Below are 17,549 nucleotides of genomic sequence, written 5' to 3'. Positions count from 1 at the left end.
TAATCGAAATGAAAGATATATTACTCTTTATCCGCCACAACAATAGAGCATTGACAGGCACAATTGTAGGTATCGTTTTAGGATACATCCATTGGTACTACTTTGCTTGCTATTGGGGGACCTATCCACTATCAGCCGAATGTTGGATAAATTGTGCATATGGCGGAATCATAGGCGGATTTGTTATGTGTTTACTAAATGAAACTAAACACATCAGATAGTCCAGTTTTTTTGTTGTTACATTCTATTTGAGTAGGGGTGAGTAGGTTATATTCGCCCCTATTTGCTTTCCCTACGCAGAGCAGCTTGTACAATCAATCTGCAAATAAATAAGAGCGGAAGTAAAAAACAACGGGATTTAAGTTCTTAAATCTAAAAATTACAAGACATTAGATTACCTTTGTAGTATGAATACAGAAAATAAAACAACCACCATATTATCCAATTTGGGGATAGAAAACCTCAATGAGATGCAGATAGCTGCCAAGGCAGCCATCTTAAGTTCGAGTAGCAATACAATATTATTGTCTCCCACAGGATCGGGTAAGACAGTAGCATTCTTATTACCTGTACTCGAATTGTTGAAGGAGGATGTAAAAACCGTTCAAGCTATTGTTATTGTTCCATCTCGTGAACTTGCTATTCAGATAGAGCAAGTTTGGAAAAAGATGAGTACAGGCTACAAAATAAATGTATGTTATGGCGGTCACTCTATTGATACAGAGTTACGCAATCTCAGCAATCCTCCTGCATTACTTATTGGTACACCGGGCAGATTAAAAGATCACTTGGAAAGAGAATCATTCAATACAGATTCAATTCATACTCTAGTATTGGATGAATTTGATAAATCATTACAATTGGGTTTTCAAGACGAGATGAAACATATCATCAACCAATTGCCTAACTTAGAAAAAAGAATATTGACTTCGGCAACTTCCGATGTCGAGATTCCTGAATTTACGCAAGTCATATCACCTAAAGTTCTAGATTATACTAAACAAGAGTCTAACGATGGACTTTCGGTAAGAATGGTTATATCACCCGAAAAGGACAAAATAGAAACTTTATTTCAACTGATATGTACCTTCAACTCCGAGCCTGCTCTTATCTTCTGCAATCACCGCGAGGTAGCCGAACGCATCAGCGATATGCTTACAGCCAAAGGTATACAGACTGGTTATTATCATGGAGGAATGGATCAGGACGACCGCGAAAGGGTACTTATTCAGTTCCGAAATTATAGTTTACGTTATCTGGTAACTACCGACTTAGCTGCACGTGGATTGGATATTCCCGAAATGAAACACGTGGTTCATTATCACCTTCCAGCCAAAGAAACCGAGTTTATGCATCGTAATGGTCGTACAGCCCGTATGCATGCTCAAGGTACAGCTTATATATTACTACACAAGGATGAGAAGACTCCCGATTATGTTCCTACACACTATAAGGTATTCAGTGTTCAGGCAGGGAATCCCCTACCCGAGCGCCCCGAATTCCAGACAGTCTATGTAAGCGGTGGCAAAAAGAACAAACTCAACAAGAGTGATATCGTAGGCTTTTTCTTACAAAAAGGGGAACTCGGCAAAGACGATTTAGGATTGATAGAAGTAAAAGATTTCATTTCGTTTGTAGCAGTCCGCTCATCCAAGGTAAAAGCACTTCTTGCAACTATCAAAGATCAAAAAATGAAAGGAAAAAAATATAAGATAGAAGTTGCCCGAAACGTTATCAAGAAAGAAGAATAAAATAAACATTTTAAATACATGAAACATCTATTTATCTATATACTTACCTTGGGAACCATATTTATATCATGTGATTCCAAGAAAGCGGTACAAGCGGAATATGAAAAAGAAAATATAAATGCATCGGAAACTAAAATAAATGATAGCACTAAGATTTTTATTGATGCCTCTAAAATAGATTCGATGATGCTTATTCTTGATAACGATTTAAAGACAGTTATCAACAATTCAGACTATATAACATTAGCTGATGCAGTATCGACCGCTGAATACGATACACGATTAAATAACAGCGACATAATGATAAAAATGCAAGCGCCCGATTACACCATTATAATCTACAATACAGGAAAATCAAACGATGAAAGTGATTGGCTGATGGTTTGGAAAGAAAACGGAAGAACCAAATTTAAGAACAAATGGTACACTTTGGCCGAAGACAAAAAAGCTGACGTATATAAATTACTCGACAAATACAAAGAAAATTCGAATTAAAAAAATTTCGAAATTATATTGTTTCTATTACCTTTGCCCGAATTAAAAAAATAAATAAGATTATGAAAGAATTATTAGACAACTTGAATGCACTAATCGCAGAATTTACTAAAGACGCCGGACAACAAGCTGAAAGCGGAAACAAAGCTGCGGGAACTCGTGCTAGAAAAGCTTCTTTAGCTATTGAAAAATCTCTGAAAGAGTTTCGTAAAATCTCTATCGAAGAGTCTAAGAAATAAGAGAGACAACAAAAGAGGTGCTGAAAAGCATCTCTTTTTTGTTTTAAGGTCACAAACCTTTTTATTATTTAGCCAACTACAACAACAAATTATAATATTTAAATCATCCCACCCCACTACTATATTTGCAACCTGGTTGCAAGCCTTAAGCACTAATTTTGTCATCAGATAAGTAAGTATATTGTAATAAGCAAGTCAGACAATGACTTTAATACATATTAAGATGGCAAATACAATTCAACAAACAGAATCTCACGAGCATTGTTGTGGATCGCACTCACATGAGGGCGGAGAAAGCACAACAACATGGAAAAGATACATTCCTGCAATATTCAGCCTTATTATCCTCCTTATAGGAGTCCTTCTTGATAATATCAGTTCAATCGGCTTCTTTTCGGGTTACCCCCGTTTAATATGGTATATAGTAGCCTATATCCCCGTAGGATTCCCTGTAATTAAAGAAGCATACGAAGCAATCAGGCAAAACGATTTCTTCAATGAATTCACATTAATGGTCATCGCCACACTAGGCGCTTTCTTCATCGGAGAATACCCCGAAGGTGTCGCAGTGATGTTGTTCTACTCCGTAGGCGAATTGTTCCAAGAATCGGCTGTAAACAAGGCGAAAAGCAATATTAAAGCCTTATTAGATATTCGCCCCGATACCGCAAGCGTATTAAGAGGTGGAAATTATCAAATCGTTTCACCCGAAACTATTCTTATCGGAGAAACTATACAAGTTAAGGCAGGCGAAAAAATCCCTTTAGACGGCGTTTTATTATCAGCCAACAGTAGCTTCAATACATCCGCTTTAACAGGCGAGAGCAAGCCTAAAACTATCCGCGAAGGTGAAACAGTATTGGCAGGGATGCTCAACCTCGATAAAGTAGTCGAAATAAAAGTAGAAAAGAAATACGAAGACAGTTCTCTATCCAAAATATTGGAGATGGTGCAGGATGCTACTTCTCGAAAAGCAAAAACCGAATTACTTATCCGCAAATTTGCACGCATATATACACCTATTGTATTCTTTTTATCATTAGCTATAACCGTTATTCCTTATTTTGTTGTCAGCGACTATGTTTTTGATACATGGTTATACCGTGCCCTGATTTTTCTGGTAATCTCTTGCCCATGTGCATTGGTGATCTCTATTCCTTTGGGATATTTTGGAGGAATTGGAGCCGCTTCCCGTAATGGTATTTTATTCAAAGGAGCCAATTACATGGATCTGATGACCTCTGTTAATACTGTTGTTATGGATAAGACAGGTACACTGACCAAAGGAGTATTCAAAGTACAAAACATAGTTTGCCCCTCATACAATCAACAAGAATTTATTCAGATTGTAGCAGCTATCGAAAAACTATCCAATCATCCGATAGCAAAAGCCATAGTTGAATACAGTACCACTATAAAGAAAGCCAATCATTACAAAACTAAAGACGTAAAAGAAATTGCGGGCTATGGGCTTAAAGGTTATGTAGGCGACAAAAATGTATTGGTGGGAAATACTAAGATGATGCGGAAATATGGAATCGAATATGATAAGAATATCGATTCTATTATCGAATCAGTGGTTGTTGCAGCCATTGACAATAAATATGCAGGATATATAACTATTGCCGATGAAATAAAAGAGGATGCTCTTTCGTCCATAGCCGAAATGCATAAACTAGGTATACAAACCATTATGTTAAGCGGCGATAAATCGTCAATCACGCAAAAAGTAGCTAAAGAACTAGGGATCGGCAGTGTACATGGGGATCTTCTTCCCCAAGACAAAGTAAAGTATGTTGAACAATTGAAAACTGACAAAACAAATGTAATTGCATTTGTAGGGGATGGTATCAATGATGCTCCTGTTTTAGCACTCAGCGATGTAGGAATTGCAATGGGTGGTATGGGCTCTGATGCAGCTATTGAAATAGCAGATGTCGTTATACAAACAGACCATCCGTCTAAAATTATAACAGCCATACATATCGCCAAATCGACCAAACAAATTGTAGTTCAAAATATAATACTGGCTTTTACTGTTAAACTTCTAGTACTATCGTTCGGTGCGGTTGGAGTTGCAACCATGTGGGAAGCCGTTTTTGCTGATGTAGGTGTGGCATTGCTTGCAATATTGAATGCTGTGCGAATCCTCAGAAAGAAATTTTAAACAGCAAAGAGCGAATAATCTTCGCTCTTTGCTGTTTATATTCAACTCATAATCAAGCTTTTTCATCAGCCTCTTCATTCGCATTTTTCCTCGTATTTATTTCTAATAAAGAAATATGAGCTTCATCCCTTATATGGTCTATTTCCAGTGCTGCTTTTTCGACCATCAGCTGTGCTTTCTCAGCCACCAACTGAGCATGTTGTCTGATATAGTCTATTTGTTTTTCGCTCTCGGCTTTTAATTGATCGAATTCGTCTTCTATCTCCTGACTTTTCTTTTTATTATTCTTATCCATAAAGAAACCGGCAATAGTTACCAAGATTGTCAATCCGGCAATTAAAAGTCCGAATATATCTATGATTTTAGATAAACGGCTTTGAGTTTCGGCAAGGCGCTTATCTTGTTCTATCATCTTAAGATCTGCTTTATCCTTCTCATTTTTTAGCTCTGCGAACTTTTCATCCATTTCTTTTTTCTGGAGCTCCAGTTTCAGATCTACTTCTGTCTGGCTATACGAGTTTTGTGCATAAGTCACTATACTCAAAAAGAATAGTAACAGGAATAATAGTTTCTTTACCATAAAATTGTTGTTCTGTAAGTTATAACGATTCCAAATTTAATACTTTTTATTAAGGTCGCCGTTTTTTTTATTGTTTTGGCGAATAAACAACCTCTCTTCCCTTGATAATTCTTTTTAAAATAACACTTTTTTTAAGTATTTAGTTCTTTCAATCCTCTATTTAAATACATTACAGGCAACTTATCAATTTTAACTATTTCACATTAAACAAAATAAATCAGAACTATGTTATATAATCATTATAACACACACAATAGTGCAACATAAGGTATTTAAAGATAAGATGGACATAGGATTCGACGTTATAGGGTCATTAGTAATAGGTATTCTTATAGGATATATAGCTAATAAGCTTCCCAAAAAGAATAAACTTGGTTTATTTACAAGTTTTGCCATTGGTATGATAGGTGCTCTACTCGGATCTTTCGTGCTTAATTTATTTAGACTCGATTATGAATCGCTTACCTCTAATGTTCTTATAGGGTATGCCACTGCAGCAAGTGTTGCTGCTATTTTTCTATATATGGCATTTATCATAAATAGAAAACAAGAGCAAGAAGAGCAAGAAGAGCAAGAAGAGCAAAAACAACAAGAAAAATAAAGCCATACATATTTTAGACTACATTTAGTTATTCAATTCAATTCTTTTATTTTACTCAATATTGGAGTGCGTATATCAAAATTTTGATTACGCACTTTCTTTAGATGTATACTATAAAAAAGGGTGATTATAGAAATCTATAATCACCCACTTAGAATATGTGTTTTTAGTAAAGTATTAAATAATTAAATCGGCTGCTCCAACAATTGCAATATCTTCTTTCTTAGAGCATGCTATTTTTAATTTTGTAACAGTTTCCGGATAAGGAAAAGTATGCAAAGTTTCATACATTTTTGGAGAAAAGAATTCAAACGACTTGGAGATACTTCCTCCCAATATTATTGCTTGAGGGTCGTACGCAAAAAGAATAGTTTTCAGCAGGTTTCCGACATGGACACCAAACTCATCCCATACCTTTAAAGCATCTGCATCTTTTTGGCAAGCTCTGTCATAAGCCTCTCGTCCCGTTATATTATGTTCTTTTATAAAGAAGTGACTACTGCAATAATACTCGTAATTGTGTTGAAGGTAAGACAACTCACCTATCTCGCCTGCTCCCGTATTAGCTCCGTTACATAACTTATTATTAAATATAATACCTGAACCAACTCCCGTTCCTAGAGCCACACATACGATATCATCGAAATTGGCACCCTCTCCACACGAATGCTCGCCTAGAGCGAAGCAATTACAATCGTTATTCACTGATACGGGAATCTTGAATTCTTTCTCAAGAATCTCTTTCAGATGAACTTCTTTCCACGAAGGAATATTATTTACATTATAAACAATTCCTCTTTTTACATCTACTACCGAAGGAACTCCTATGCCTATGCTTGTTATATCGGAATTTATCACCTGATGAATCATACTGATCAGATGATCGAGAATCTCTTTTTCCGATTTATCAGCTTTACATGACTCTGCTATTTTCTTAACAATAATACCTTTGTCAACAACTCCTATTCGAATATTGGTGCCACCAAAATCTATACCTATTTTCATGGTTGTAATTTTTCTGTTCCGATTAGACTGTTTGCTTTCCTTCTTTAATGGTAACCTTTTTCGACTTGTCTTTACCCCAGTATACAGTCATCTCGAAAGTAATATTCGACTCAATAGTAATAACAGGAGTTTCATCAGCCGAGCTTCTCTTATTTACTTTGAAAGAAACTACACCTTCGGGTCCGAAAGGATACCTTTCAATACCATGAGCCTCTAATTGATTGACATCCCAAACTACGGAATTAGTAGAGAAATCGGATCGGATACCCAAAATATATTCAATAAATACAGCAATGGGAGGTAAACCTGTCCAACCGACAAAATCTTTACGACCCATGAAGCCTTGCTCTGCCGATTCGGGAGAATAATATTCCCAAAATGTTCCTGTTTTTTTATATACTTCAAAAATATTATTATAGTGGTTCACTGCTATCTCATGAGCTTCTTTGCGATAATCTTTTTTATCAAGACCTGTTATCACCATATAATTAGTACCCGGCCACACGCCTCCTTGCCAATATCTGCCCTTTGCATTGTATTTGGGATTATCAGCAGATAGAGATGGAACTCTGTGCGGACGATTAAACGTCTTTGGATTATCTAATTCTTTCACCAAACGATCTAGTTGCGGTTTCTTCAACACATCGGTTTGCAATGCCCAATAAGCCATAATTCCTTTGGTTGTTGATAGGCTTCCATCTGCATATTGATCATACAGAAAACCTGTTTTCTCATCCCACATATTCTCCTGAATATATTTGGTAAGCATTTTAATCTCATCCTCCAAATCTTCGATCTCTTGCCAGCGCTCCAAATAAAATCCCATCTCGAGCAGGATATTATCGGTCAGTATTTGTTGCAAACAAGCATCTAACCATACCATATGCCCATGACTGAAAATCATGCTATATTGAGATTGTACACGAGGCATATTGTCCATACCTGTGCCCCACCCGCTCGACCAATATGTTCCATTTGGCCAAGTACGGTTCAATCTCAACCATTTATTATAAGCACACAGTACGGGAAATATTTTATTTAAACGATCTATATCTCCATATTGTTTATAATATTGCATTTCAGCCCAAGGGATAAGGTTAGGACCTGTACTTACAGGATCGTAACGCTCGAAACAATCTGCACCATCTGCTTTTATTTCGCGACAGATAAAGCCATCGGGGTGCTGTTTTGCATAGAAATTATCCAATGTATTTTGAAATGGAAAGAATCGATAACCATATCGGGCAAACATCATCATAAACGATGCATCCCACATGAAAATGTTTCCATTGTAAGCTACATCCAAATAACTGGCAACGAAACCCGAACCTTCATCCGGCTGACGAATATTCCCGATAGCTATTTGCCATGCCTTCCAATACATTTCTATTTCTTTGTCATGCCCTTGCCATATAGGATTAGGCAATATATTTTTGGCTTCTTCAAAACTTTTAGGTTTCGTTATTTTAGGCTTTGCAATCCTATATTCATTTTCTGCCACCAAGGCTTCTTTTACATATGTATTCTTATAAGGCATATTATATTTTGGTGGAGTTTCCTCGTTTTCCTGAGAAAACAAAGCCATCGGAAACATAATAATCAATCCGAGAATAAGAAGTACAAAAGATGTTCTTTTCATAAATTTTCTAATTTTAAGGTCATAGACCTTTCTATTATTTACCTATTCGGTATAAACAACATATTATCGGGTATAGCTTGCTCTAATATATGGCGACTAGCAATACCTACTTCGAGGGTTTGTCCCATATAGTTTTCGAGATAACGAACTTCTATTTCGTGAAATCCTGCTTCAAGAGCTACTTTTCCATCTACTCGCTTTAAACTGTGTGAGCCATCGTTATCAACCACTAATTGTCTGTCAATGTATAGTTTCGAGCCATCATCCGAATTGGTATAAAAGCGATAAACTCCTCTCTCAGGTATTTTAATATAGGTTTTGAAACCGAATGCAAAATAATCTTCCACCGCAGCAGATTCTATCGAAAAATTCTTCAATACCCCTTCTTTCAAAGGTTTCTGAGAAATGATATCATCCACCGATTTAAATTTGCCTTCGTAATAAGTATACTCTACCCCCTGTTTGTTCAACTCAATATCCTTTGCTGGCAGAAAATTCAAAGTCTTCTCATTCACAGACGATATACCCGAAGGATAGTAATAATACAACTCTGTTCCTTTTTTGGTTCTGATCCATGAATCAAACTTAAACTGATCTTCGTACATAAGAATAATACGAGAACCTCTTTCGAGTTTTCCGTAAGCATCCGCACCCGATGTACGACCAAAGGCTAAAGCTATATTCTTTTCGATGCCGATATAATCGTTATTGTGATCATGACCAACAAACACGCCCATTACATCTTGTTTCTCAACCAAAGATGCAAACATTCCCGAATTGACATCAGCCGAAGCAATACCTTCGCCTTTAGTACCCACGGTTGTTGGTTTCCCTACTATATTATTGTATTCGATCAACGGAATATGAAAAAATGCCAATGAAGGCAACACTTTATTATTGTTTTTAGAAGCATAAGTATCACTCAGATGCCTGTACCAACTAATCTGATCGAAATGTATCCAATCGTAATGTCCTAATTTATCATTTTCAGGATAATCATTCGAATCGATATGATACAAAACGGCAGCCGTTTTATCTCCTTGGGAGGCCTGAACTGGAATTTCATAGTTTCCACAACCAGTCATAGGCAAACCTTTTTCTCCAGTATAATAAGGCAAGCCTTCTATTATATCAAATATTTGGCAACGAGAGAATCCTCGTCCTTTTTCCGAATCATGATTACCCAATACAACAGTCCAAGGAATTTTAGCCTCTTCAAATATCTTAGCCACAGCCAACCAACCATCCTTAATGGGTGGATCACTCACTATATCACCCGTAAGCACAGCCAAATCAGGTTTCTCTGCATCTAATACCATTTTAATGGTTTCTATTGTTTTAGCACAATTATCAGATGTATTGTTCCAGTGAATATCAGTAAACTGGGCAATTTTGAATTGTCCTGCTTTATTGAATCGGAACTGAATATTTTCTTTCGAAAAAGAAACCATCGAGCCAAAGCTCAAAAAAAGTAACAGGAATAAAATTATATGCTTTTTCATATACTTATTTCTTTTGTTTGTTCGCATCCAAAAGAGCTTTCATCTTATGGAACACCTGAGTATTTTTATATATCCCTATGAAATCAGCAGCACCGGGACCATAGGCAAAAACAGGTAACATAATAGGTGTATGATCGTCAGTCATATAACGAGCCGTAATTTTACCTGTTTCGAGATCGCCATCCACTAAAGTAAGACCTCCAGTTTCATGATCGGCAGTTACAACAATCAAGGTTTCGCCGTTACTATCGGCAAATTTCATAGCCTCTGCAATTGCCATATCAAAACTAAGCATCTCTACAATAGATCCGGGCAATGAATTAGCATGACCTGCATAGTCTATTTTAGCTCCTTCAACCATCAGGAAGAATCCGTTCTTATTATTCTCGCTTAATTTCTTTATCGATTCCTTTGTTGCATCTGCCAACAAGCCAATAGTCTCGGCAGTTGCAGCTTGTTCCATACGCTCATCAATACAAATTACTTTACCACTTTTGCTATTGATTTCATCTATAGAAGTGGTAATATTGTATTTCGATTTCAATTCTTCAGCTAAATTTCTCTTGTCTTTTCTATCTGTAAGAATGTGCATTCCACTACCATTCAACAATGTAAGATTACCTTTTAGCAACCATTCGGTTATTTCATCCGCATTGTCACGCTCGGTAGAATGTCCGTAAAAAGCAGCAGGAGTTGCATCTGCAATATTTCCCCAAGTAACTACTCCGGCTTTCATTCCTTTTGATGTAGCCACATCGCTCATAGATGGGTAAACTGTACCATCGTCAGCCATCGAGATGTGACGGTTATTATTCGATTCGCCTGTTGCTAAAGCACTTCCACCTGCTGCTGAGTCAGTTGTAAAAGCATCTTTCGAGCTGTTCTGTTGTAATCCTAAATACTTAAATCCAAATAGTGACAAGCCTTTATTTACACTTGCAGCTGCATTGATTTGAGCTAATCCCATACCATCACCAATCAGAAATATAATATTCTTGACAGGTTTGCGAACCCCATCATTCAGATAAGTAGGTTGGTATATTTCAATGCCTTTCGACAATTGAAGCTTCTTATTATCAAAACCCTGAAAACCTGCTGTCGTTTTATCCAAGCGGTCAGTCTTAGTGATTCCCTCGTGTGCATTAGCAAGGTCAGGAGAAATCACAAAATTCTTATCATCGAAGTTGTGGAAAAAGTCAGCGCAAAGTTCGGGTACATCCGTATTTATAATATCTACCCCCATTGTATGGAAAGTATTCCAAGCTGTTACGTGATCGGGAGTTCCCCAAAAGCGGATTGGCTTACCCATTGCATGAATCTGGGCGATAACCGCTTCTACTTTTTTTTTCTGATCGGTTACTAGTGTGCCCTTTCCATTCCATTGAGCATACTCAAAAAAAGGAACACTTATATAAGCCACCCTAGCCAATTGTTGTGGAGTATATTTTTCGCTCAACAATCCGTCAAACTGAATATAGGCTGGATATTTCGAGAAATCGGAAGGGTTAGGAACAAATTCACCTGTGATAACTATTTGTACAGCATAAGGATTCACCGCCCGATTAAATACCTCTGGATGTGCACTTAATTTTTGTACCACCATATCGAGTGTTGGTGTTGCAGGAGTTTTAAGCTCTATCAACAATTGCAGTTTCTTATCAGAATCTTTCCACGGCTTTCCTCCATTTTGTTTGAATAAATGTACCAATGGATTGATATATAGTTCATCTAAATTAGAAGCTGTAGGTAATTCATGTAAATCATGAGCAACGAGAAGTTGATTATCTTTACTCAGAAAAATATCAGCCTCTACCGACGATACTTGTTGAGCGTATGCCTGATAAAAAGGTACTCTCCGTTGGTAATCGTTGTGAGAATGTATAAAAATGTCCTTTTGTGCGAATGTAGTTGCGGGAAAGCTTACTCCCAACAATACTAATGGAAGAAACGCACTTATATATCTTTTTTTCATCTTGTTATTTTTTGTTTGAAATCATATATTTTAAGTAGATAGAGAAGTTTCTTAATTCACTTTTATCTTAGCTACAACCGGAACATGATCTGATAAAAAGACTCCATCAAGTTTTTCGGGAAGTACTTCAAATTTATCAGTTTCAATAGTATTGCTTACAAATATATAATCTATGTAATCTCTCTTTTCAACAGGGATTTTGCCAAAATCGTGAAACGTCCATTCAGTACCCGAAAATTCTAGAGCTATATCTTTGGCATTTATCAAATGCTCTTTTAGTGATGTGTTAGTTACATGTTTGATAACTTCCGAATCGGGGGTTGCATTAAAATCGCCTGTCATTATAATAGGTAATCCCTTACTCAACTCAGCAGCCTTTGTTAGGAGTAGAGTTACTCCTTCCTGACGTGCCATTTTACCAACGTGATCTAGATGAGTATTTATAGCAAATACTTCTTTGCCTGTCTTTTTATCCTTCAATATTGCCCATGTTGCGATACGCTCACAAGCACCATCCCACCCTTTTGAGCCTGCAACTTCGGGCGTTTCGCTCAACCAGAAATAACCCGATGATATTTCGGTAAAACGATCTTTCTTATAAAATAAAGCACTGTACTCACCTTGCTCTTTTCCATCTTGACGTCCTACTCCTATTGCAGTATATTCGGATAAACGTTCTTGCAAATCGACTAATTGATTGTGGAGGACTTCTTGAGTACCTACTATATCTATATCTTTTGTCTTGATTATTTTTGCTGCAACATCTTTTCTATATTGCCAGTTATTCAAACTATCTTCGGGATTATCGTAACGAATATTATAAGACATAATATTCAACTCGAGAGGTTTGCTTCCACACGACATCAGCAAACTTGCCAATAGTATATAAATCAAATTTTTCATATTTTTTTATTTCAGGTAAATATTATTCTTTTGCAGATACAGGACAGAAGACGATCTGCCCGTATCTACAGCAGTCTCAATTTGTGAACAAATTTAAGACAGGTATCGGAACAAATTTGTCCGATCCGGGCACTCTCCAACCCCAACTCAATTCTTCTCCTTCGTAGTCTTCAAAATATAATAAGCGATAAGGATGGAAACCTTTTTTCAAGGCAATTCGTCCTGTTGCTACAATTGCACCATGTGAGCCATCATTATCCACTACTTTCAAATCATTAATATATAATACGCTACCATCATCCGATCGGGTCATAAATTCATAAACCCCATCTTCGGGGATAGAAATCAGACCCGAAAATATGTAAGCGAAATGATCGGCTTGTTTTGCGCCCTTGATTGATGGCTCAGACATTATTCCCGATTCTTTTAGAGGAGACTTCTCTATATCACCCACTATTTTATAAAGTCCTTCATAATAACGGAAATTTGTCCCGTTCATTTTTGCCTGAGCAATCTTAGGATTAGCCAACACTGCTTTTGTAGCATTGATAGTAAATGTTCTGCTCGGAGTATAATTCTCTTTGAAAGCCTTCGCTTTAATTAACGTAGAAACTGTTAGCTTGACAGGAGACGTATATAAAGCCGAAACTTCGGTAGGCTCCGTTCCATCCAATGTATAATAAATTTTAGCACCTTGGGTGGCAGAAGCCAGATCAACATCAATTTCATCCAAAAATAAATCCAAATCTTTAGTAGTAAATGGTATTGATACTACCAGCCCTTTCGTTAGCGAATATGGATAGGCATCGCCCCCAATTCCACGCTCTTTGTTCGGAACATTAGTCAATGTGAAATCTAACTCTCCACCTTCGAGCAATTGCTGATAGGTAACAAAGTTTTTATCAATAGCTTTTCCATTTAAAGTTACTTTGTCTATATAGATATTCTTTTGCGGATCGTTTGCTTTGATAACCAATGTCTTTCCATTAGCTAACTTAATAGTTGCTTTTTCAAACAAAGGTGTCGTTAAAACAAGCTCATTCGATCCGGGACATACAGAATATATACCCAAACTACTTAATATATACCAAGCCGACATTTGACCACAATCTTCGTTTCCACTGATTCCCTCGGGTGTTGGCTGATACATTTCCGTAAGAATGCGGCGTGTCATCTCCTGAGTCTTCCAAGGCTGACCAACATAGTTATACAAATATGCCATGTGATGACTAGGTTCGTTTCCATGTGCATACTGACCTATCAAGCCAGTAATATCGACCATAGTACCTTCGACTTTCGATTCTACTACAAACAAACTATCTAATTGTGCAGTGAAAGATTCTTCTCCACCAAACAATTGAATTAAACCATTTACATCGTGAGGAACAAAGAATCGGTACTGCCAAGCCGTAGCCTCTGTATATGCTCGTCCGGGTTCGAAAGGATTGAAAGGTGCGTCCCAATTTCCATCCATACGTTTGCCTCTGAAAAACTTGGTATGCCCGTCAAATACATTGATATATGATAAAGCACGTTCCGAATATTCTTTATAATCGTCCTCATGTCCTAAATCTTTCGCCATTTGAGAAATTGCCCAATCGTCATAAGCATATTCAAGTAAACACGATACTGATTCTTTCTTTATATTGGAAGGTATGAAACCATACTTCACATAATAATCCGAGCCTTTTTTATTGATATTAGACGATACTTTCATGGATTCAAAAACCTTCTCTACATCAAACTCTCGAATACCTTTCATATATGCATCGGCAATGACCGAAGCCGAATGATAACCAATCATCGTACCTGTTTCACCTGCCGAAAGTGGCCAGATAGGTAATTCGCCCGAAGCATCGTACATATCCAGATACGAAGTAATCATATCGGATACCAATCTATTATCGGTAAGAGTAACTAATGGATTCCAAGCACGGAATGTATCCCAAATAGAAAAAGTGGAATAATGCTTTTTACCTTTGTCCAATTGTCCGATGGTCATATCATGTCTGCGGTATTGACCGTTTACATCACTTACAATATTGGGGACAATCTTGGCATGATATTGTGCTGTATAGAAGTTTTTCAAATCATGTTCCGAACCTCCTTCTACAATAATATCCGAGAGTGCTTCTTCCCAAAGTGTTCTGGCTTGTTGATGCACATTATCAAAATCGAAATCTTTTACATCGTTCATCAAGTTTTCCCTTGCATTCTCAAGGCTTACAACGGATATACCGACTTTAGCAACAATAGATTCGCCTTTAGAGGTTCCGAATCTTAAAACGGCTTGTACATTGTTGGTTTTAGGATCAGCATTTGCTGCTAATATTACACCATCATTCACAATATCAACGCTCTCGAAATCTTTTGAAAACTGAGCCACAAAGAATACATACTGATTGGGCACCCATCCTTGTGTTCTTCGCATTCCAGTCAATTCATTCGGAGCAGTTTTCTTGATAATTACAGAGTCTATAACCTCTTCTGTAATAAGATGTGCCATATCAACAATTATCGACATGCTTTTGTCTTTAGCAAAGGTGTATCTATGAACACCTGTGTATGTGGTAGCTGTTAGTTCGGCTTTTATACCTTCGTTTTTAAAGTCAACGGAATAATATCCCGGTGATGCTTTTTCATCTTTATGCGAAAACGGAAGTGGATCGAAAATATATCCCTCCGGTTTCAACTTTAATTCTTGTGTAGTGGGATGGAATAGAATATCCGCTAAATCGGAGCATCCTGTTCCACTAAGATGTGTGTGTGAGAATCCTAAAATAGTACTGTCGCTGTAATGATAGCCGGACGAAGCATCCCAACCCTCATTACGGGTATCGGGGCTTAACTGAACTGCTCCATAAGGTACAGTTGCTCCTGGGTACGTATGCCCATGGAATCCTGTTCCGATAAAAGGGTCTACATATTCAATCGGACTTTTGGGTGACGATGAACATCCCACCAACAGTAACGTAGAGAATATAGAAACGATAAGTTTTTTCATGGTCATATATATTTTATATAGCAAGGCTATAAAAGATCGGATGTAAAGCTAAAAGTTTCGGAGGAATTTCTTCCTCCGTAAACTTATATATTAATTACTTACTTACTCAAAAGTTGAATATCCCGGCTTTGGATTATTTACTAACAGATAATCGGTGTTTTCGATTTCTCTTTGAGGTATCGGGAAATGTGCATTCTTTACAGGGTCAAATGTACGTGCACCTCTTGGGTCTGTTGCAGTAGTTGCGGCAGCGTACACTTCCTTTGCCAATCCCCAACGAACCAAGTCGAAATGGCGTTCGTCTTCATAAGCCAGCTCGCAACGGCGCTCTTTAACCAAATCGTTGAATGTAGGTGCAGCAATCGCTTTACCCGGATCACCTCCAAAGGCACGAAGATGCACTTCATTAAACGAAGCTGCTGCGGCAGCCACTCCCTTAGTTCTGTTGGCTGAACCTCCACCGGCTAAAAATATCTCAGCTTCGGCATGTATCAGCAACACATCCGAATAGCGCAATAATGGAACATCGGCTCCTGTTTCCCAATTCCAAGATGTAAGCTGATTGTACGCCGAACTGTATTTTGTACCCATATATCCGGTACTCATATCACTTATCATTGCAGAGGTCAGAACCGTAGTCTTACCTAAGAAATTAACTTCGTCACCAGCTCCCGCCATAGTTACCCTACGACGTAAATCACCGGCTTCAAAAGCATCGTACAAACTCTTTGTAGGAGCAAAATAAAACCATCCCGTACCGCCTGATAATGTTCCCGAAAGAAGAATAACAGAAGTTACAGAACCTTGATTCCTTACAGGTTTATTTACCAGATTGAAGAGGACTTCGTTACCTTTCTCTCCTGCCAAAGAAAACAAATGAGCAAAGCCATTATTGCCTGTTTTATCCAAAGAATATTTACCCGAATTGATTACCTTTTCGGCAGCGGCTTTAGCTTCTGCATATTTGCCCCAATGAGCATATACTTTAGCCAATAGTCCATAAGCTGCACCTAAATTCGGTCTGCCCAAATCATCATTGCTTCTTACCCATGCGTTCTGAGCCTCAAAATGATTGATTGCTTCTTTCAAATAAGCTTCGATACGCACATATGTTTCGGTTTTAGTTTCTCTTGGTTTATTTATTTCCAACGGTTTCCTCCAATCATAAAATGGAAGACCTCCATATCTTTTAGCCAGATAGAAATAGGAGTACGCACATAAGAAATTAGCTTCACCGAGAATCAAATCACGGCTTTTGTCCGGCATAGTAATATTAGGTGTATTAGCCATTACATCATTGGCACGGCGAATGGTACGATACATTAATTGCCAGTTACTGAACTGTCCGCCCGAAGCATTTGAAGTAGCAATAAACTTGGTCAACTGATCGTCATCGTTTTTATCCCTGTTAATAACCATATCGTCACTCGAAGGTCCGCCTGCCCAAAAATGTCCGCGTCCAAAGCCTTCTTCATTATAAAACGGTTCGTAAGCCGCATTCAATCCCAGCCATACATCGGCTTCTGTATTCCAGAAATTAGATATTCCGAAAGGTTCTCTATCCAAGTCACAAGATGCGAGCATGAATAAAGGAAGTATAAATAATAGTTTATATAGTTTCATGATACTCATTTATTAAGTAATGTAAAATATTTTATTACTACATTTCGTAATTATAACAGTCTATGGCT

The 17,549-nt window shown here is 37.5% G+C and carries 14 protein-coding genes; 6 read left to right on the top strand and 8 right to left on the bottom strand.

What is annotated here, in order from left to right:
- The first annotated feature begins 8 nt into the window (after positions 1-8).
- From CLV62_RS08340 to CLV62_RS08320, 5 genes are all read left to right on the top strand, one after another.
- Positions 9-221, top strand: a complete 213-nt coding sequence (locus CLV62_RS08340) for a hypothetical protein (RefSeq protein ID WP_110310324.1) — start codon at positions 9-11, stop codon at positions 219-221.
- A 186-nt stretch (positions 222-407) separates the two neighbouring features.
- Positions 408-1,751, top strand: coding sequence for a DEAD/DEAH box helicase (locus CLV62_RS08335; RefSeq protein WP_110310323.1), 1,344 nt, complete (start codon positions 408-410; stop codon positions 1,749-1,751).
- A gap of 18 nt (positions 1,752-1,769) precedes the next feature.
- Positions 1,770-2,246, top strand: a complete 477-nt coding sequence (locus CLV62_RS08330; RefSeq protein ID WP_110310322.1) for a hypothetical protein — start codon at positions 1,770-1,772, stop codon at positions 2,244-2,246.
- 62 nt (positions 2,247-2,308) lie between these two features.
- Positions 2,309-2,485, top strand: a complete 177-nt coding sequence (locus CLV62_RS08325) for a histone H1 (protein ID WP_050708179.1) — start codon at positions 2,309-2,311, stop codon at positions 2,483-2,485.
- 223 nt (positions 2,486-2,708) lie between these two features.
- A complete protein-coding gene (locus tag CLV62_RS08320) occupies positions 2,709-4,652 on the top strand; it encodes a heavy metal translocating P-type ATPase (RefSeq protein ID WP_221409230.1) in 1,944 nt (647 codons plus the stop codon).
- Positions 4,653-4,704: 52 nt separating this feature from the next.
- Here CLV62_RS08320 and CLV62_RS08315 read toward each other — a convergent pair whose 3' ends face one another.
- On the bottom strand, positions 4,705-5,232 hold the full coding sequence (locus CLV62_RS08315; RefSeq protein WP_110310320.1) for a hypothetical protein: 528 nt from the start codon (positions 5,230-5,232) through the stop codon (positions 4,705-4,707).
- Between the two features lie 283 nt (positions 5,233-5,515).
- On the opposite strand from CLV62_RS08315, the gene CLV62_RS08310 reads away from it, so the two are divergent.
- Positions 5,516-5,833, top strand: coding sequence for a hypothetical protein (locus tag CLV62_RS08310; protein ID WP_110310319.1), 318 nt, complete (start codon positions 5,516-5,518; stop codon positions 5,831-5,833).
- A 177-nt stretch (positions 5,834-6,010) separates the two neighbouring features.
- Here the strand turns inward: CLV62_RS08310 and CLV62_RS08305 are convergent, their stop codons facing one another.
- The 7 genes from CLV62_RS08305 to CLV62_RS08275 all read right to left on the bottom strand — a co-directional run bounded on the left by CLV62_RS08305 (position 6,011) and on the right by CLV62_RS08275 (position 17,481).
- Complete coding sequence (locus CLV62_RS08305) at positions 6,011-6,838, bottom strand: ROK family protein (protein WP_110310318.1); 828 nt, start codon at positions 6,836-6,838, stop codon at positions 6,011-6,013.
- Between the two features lie 22 nt (positions 6,839-6,860).
- Positions 6,861-8,477 carry an MGH1-like glycoside hydrolase domain-containing protein gene (locus CLV62_RS08300; protein WP_110310317.1) on the bottom strand — a complete coding sequence of 539 codons (1,617 nt, stop codon included), beginning with the start codon at positions 8,475-8,477 and terminating at the stop codon, positions 6,861-6,863.
- 38 nt (positions 8,478-8,515) lie between these two features.
- Positions 8,516-9,979 (bottom strand): PA14 domain-containing protein, encoded by a 1,464-nt coding sequence (locus CLV62_RS08295; RefSeq protein ID WP_110310393.1) that lies wholly within the window; start codon positions 9,977-9,979, stop codon positions 8,516-8,518.
- A gap of 4 nt (positions 9,980-9,983) precedes the next feature.
- On the bottom strand, positions 9,984-11,951 hold the full coding sequence (locus CLV62_RS08290; protein ID WP_110310316.1) for an alkaline phosphatase: 1,968 nt from the start codon (positions 11,949-11,951) through the stop codon (positions 9,984-9,986).
- Between the two features lie 51 nt (positions 11,952-12,002).
- On the bottom strand, positions 12,003-12,854 hold the full coding sequence (locus tag CLV62_RS08285) for an endonuclease/exonuclease/phosphatase family protein (protein WP_110310315.1): 852 nt from the start codon (positions 12,852-12,854) through the stop codon (positions 12,003-12,005).
- 76 nt (positions 12,855-12,930) lie between these two features.
- Entirely contained in the window at positions 12,931-15,864 is a 2,934-nt protein-coding gene (locus CLV62_RS08280; RefSeq protein WP_394337196.1) for a GH92 family glycosyl hydrolase, read from the bottom strand.
- Positions 15,865-15,960: 96 nt separating this feature from the next.
- The gene (locus CLV62_RS08275) at positions 15,961-17,481 is read right to left on the bottom strand and encodes a RagB/SusD family nutrient uptake outer membrane protein (RefSeq protein ID WP_110310314.1); all 1,521 of its coding nucleotides are present in this window, start codon (positions 17,479-17,481) and stop codon (positions 15,961-15,963) included.
- Positions 17,482-17,549 lie beyond the last annotated feature (68 nt).

Source organism: Indolivaga alginatilytica (assembly GCF_003201355.1).
GTDB lineage: Bacteria > Bacteroidota > Bacteroidia > Bacteroidales > Dysgonomonadaceae > Dysgonomonas_A > Dysgonomonas_A alginatilytica.
Note: the sequence above shows the minus strand (reverse complement) of the source record. Positions and strands in the feature narration are given on the sequence as shown.

Coding starts and splice junctions, on each gene's coding strand:
- CLV62_RS08340 (WP_110310324.1), top strand. CDS start 9: ATGAAAGATATATTACTCTTTATCCGCCACAACAATAGAGCATTGACA.
- CLV62_RS08335 (WP_110310323.1), top strand. CDS start 408: ATGAATACAGAAAATAAAACAACCACCATATTATCCAATTTGGGGATA.
- CLV62_RS08330 (WP_110310322.1), top strand. CDS start 1,770: ATGAAACATCTATTTATCTATATACTTACCTTGGGAACCATATTTATA.
- CLV62_RS08325 (WP_050708179.1), top strand. CDS start 2,309: ATGAAAGAATTATTAGACAACTTGAATGCACTAATCGCAGAATTTACT.
- CLV62_RS08320 (WP_221409230.1), top strand. CDS start 2,709: ATGGCAAATACAATTCAACAAACAGAATCTCACGAGCATTGTTGTGGA.
- CLV62_RS08315 (WP_110310320.1), bottom strand. CDS start 5,232: ATGGTAAAGAAACTATTATTCCTGTTACTATTCTTTTTGAGTATAGTG.
- CLV62_RS08310 (WP_110310319.1), top strand. CDS start 5,516: ATGGACATAGGATTCGACGTTATAGGGTCATTAGTAATAGGTATTCTT.
- CLV62_RS08305 (WP_110310318.1), bottom strand. CDS start 6,838: ATGAAAATAGGTATAGATTTTGGTGGCACCAATATTCGAATAGGAGTT.
- CLV62_RS08300 (WP_110310317.1), bottom strand. CDS start 8,477: ATGAAAAGAACATCTTTTGTACTTCTTATTCTCGGATTGATTATTATG.
- CLV62_RS08295 (WP_110310393.1), bottom strand. CDS start 9,979: ATGAAAAAGCATATAATTTTATTCCTGTTACTTTTTTTGAGCTTTGGC.
- CLV62_RS08290 (WP_110310316.1), bottom strand. CDS start 11,951: ATGAAAAAAAGATATATAAGTGCGTTTCTTCCATTAGTATTGTTGGGA.
- CLV62_RS08285 (WP_110310315.1), bottom strand. CDS start 12,854: ATGAAAAATTTGATTTATATACTATTGGCAAGTTTGCTGATGTCGTGT.
- CLV62_RS08280 (WP_394337196.1), bottom strand. CDS start 15,864: ATGACCATGAAAAAACTTATCGTTTCTATATTCTCTACGTTACTGTTG.
- CLV62_RS08275 (WP_110310314.1), bottom strand. CDS start 17,481: ATGAAACTATATAAACTATTATTTATACTTCCTTTATTCATGCTCGCA.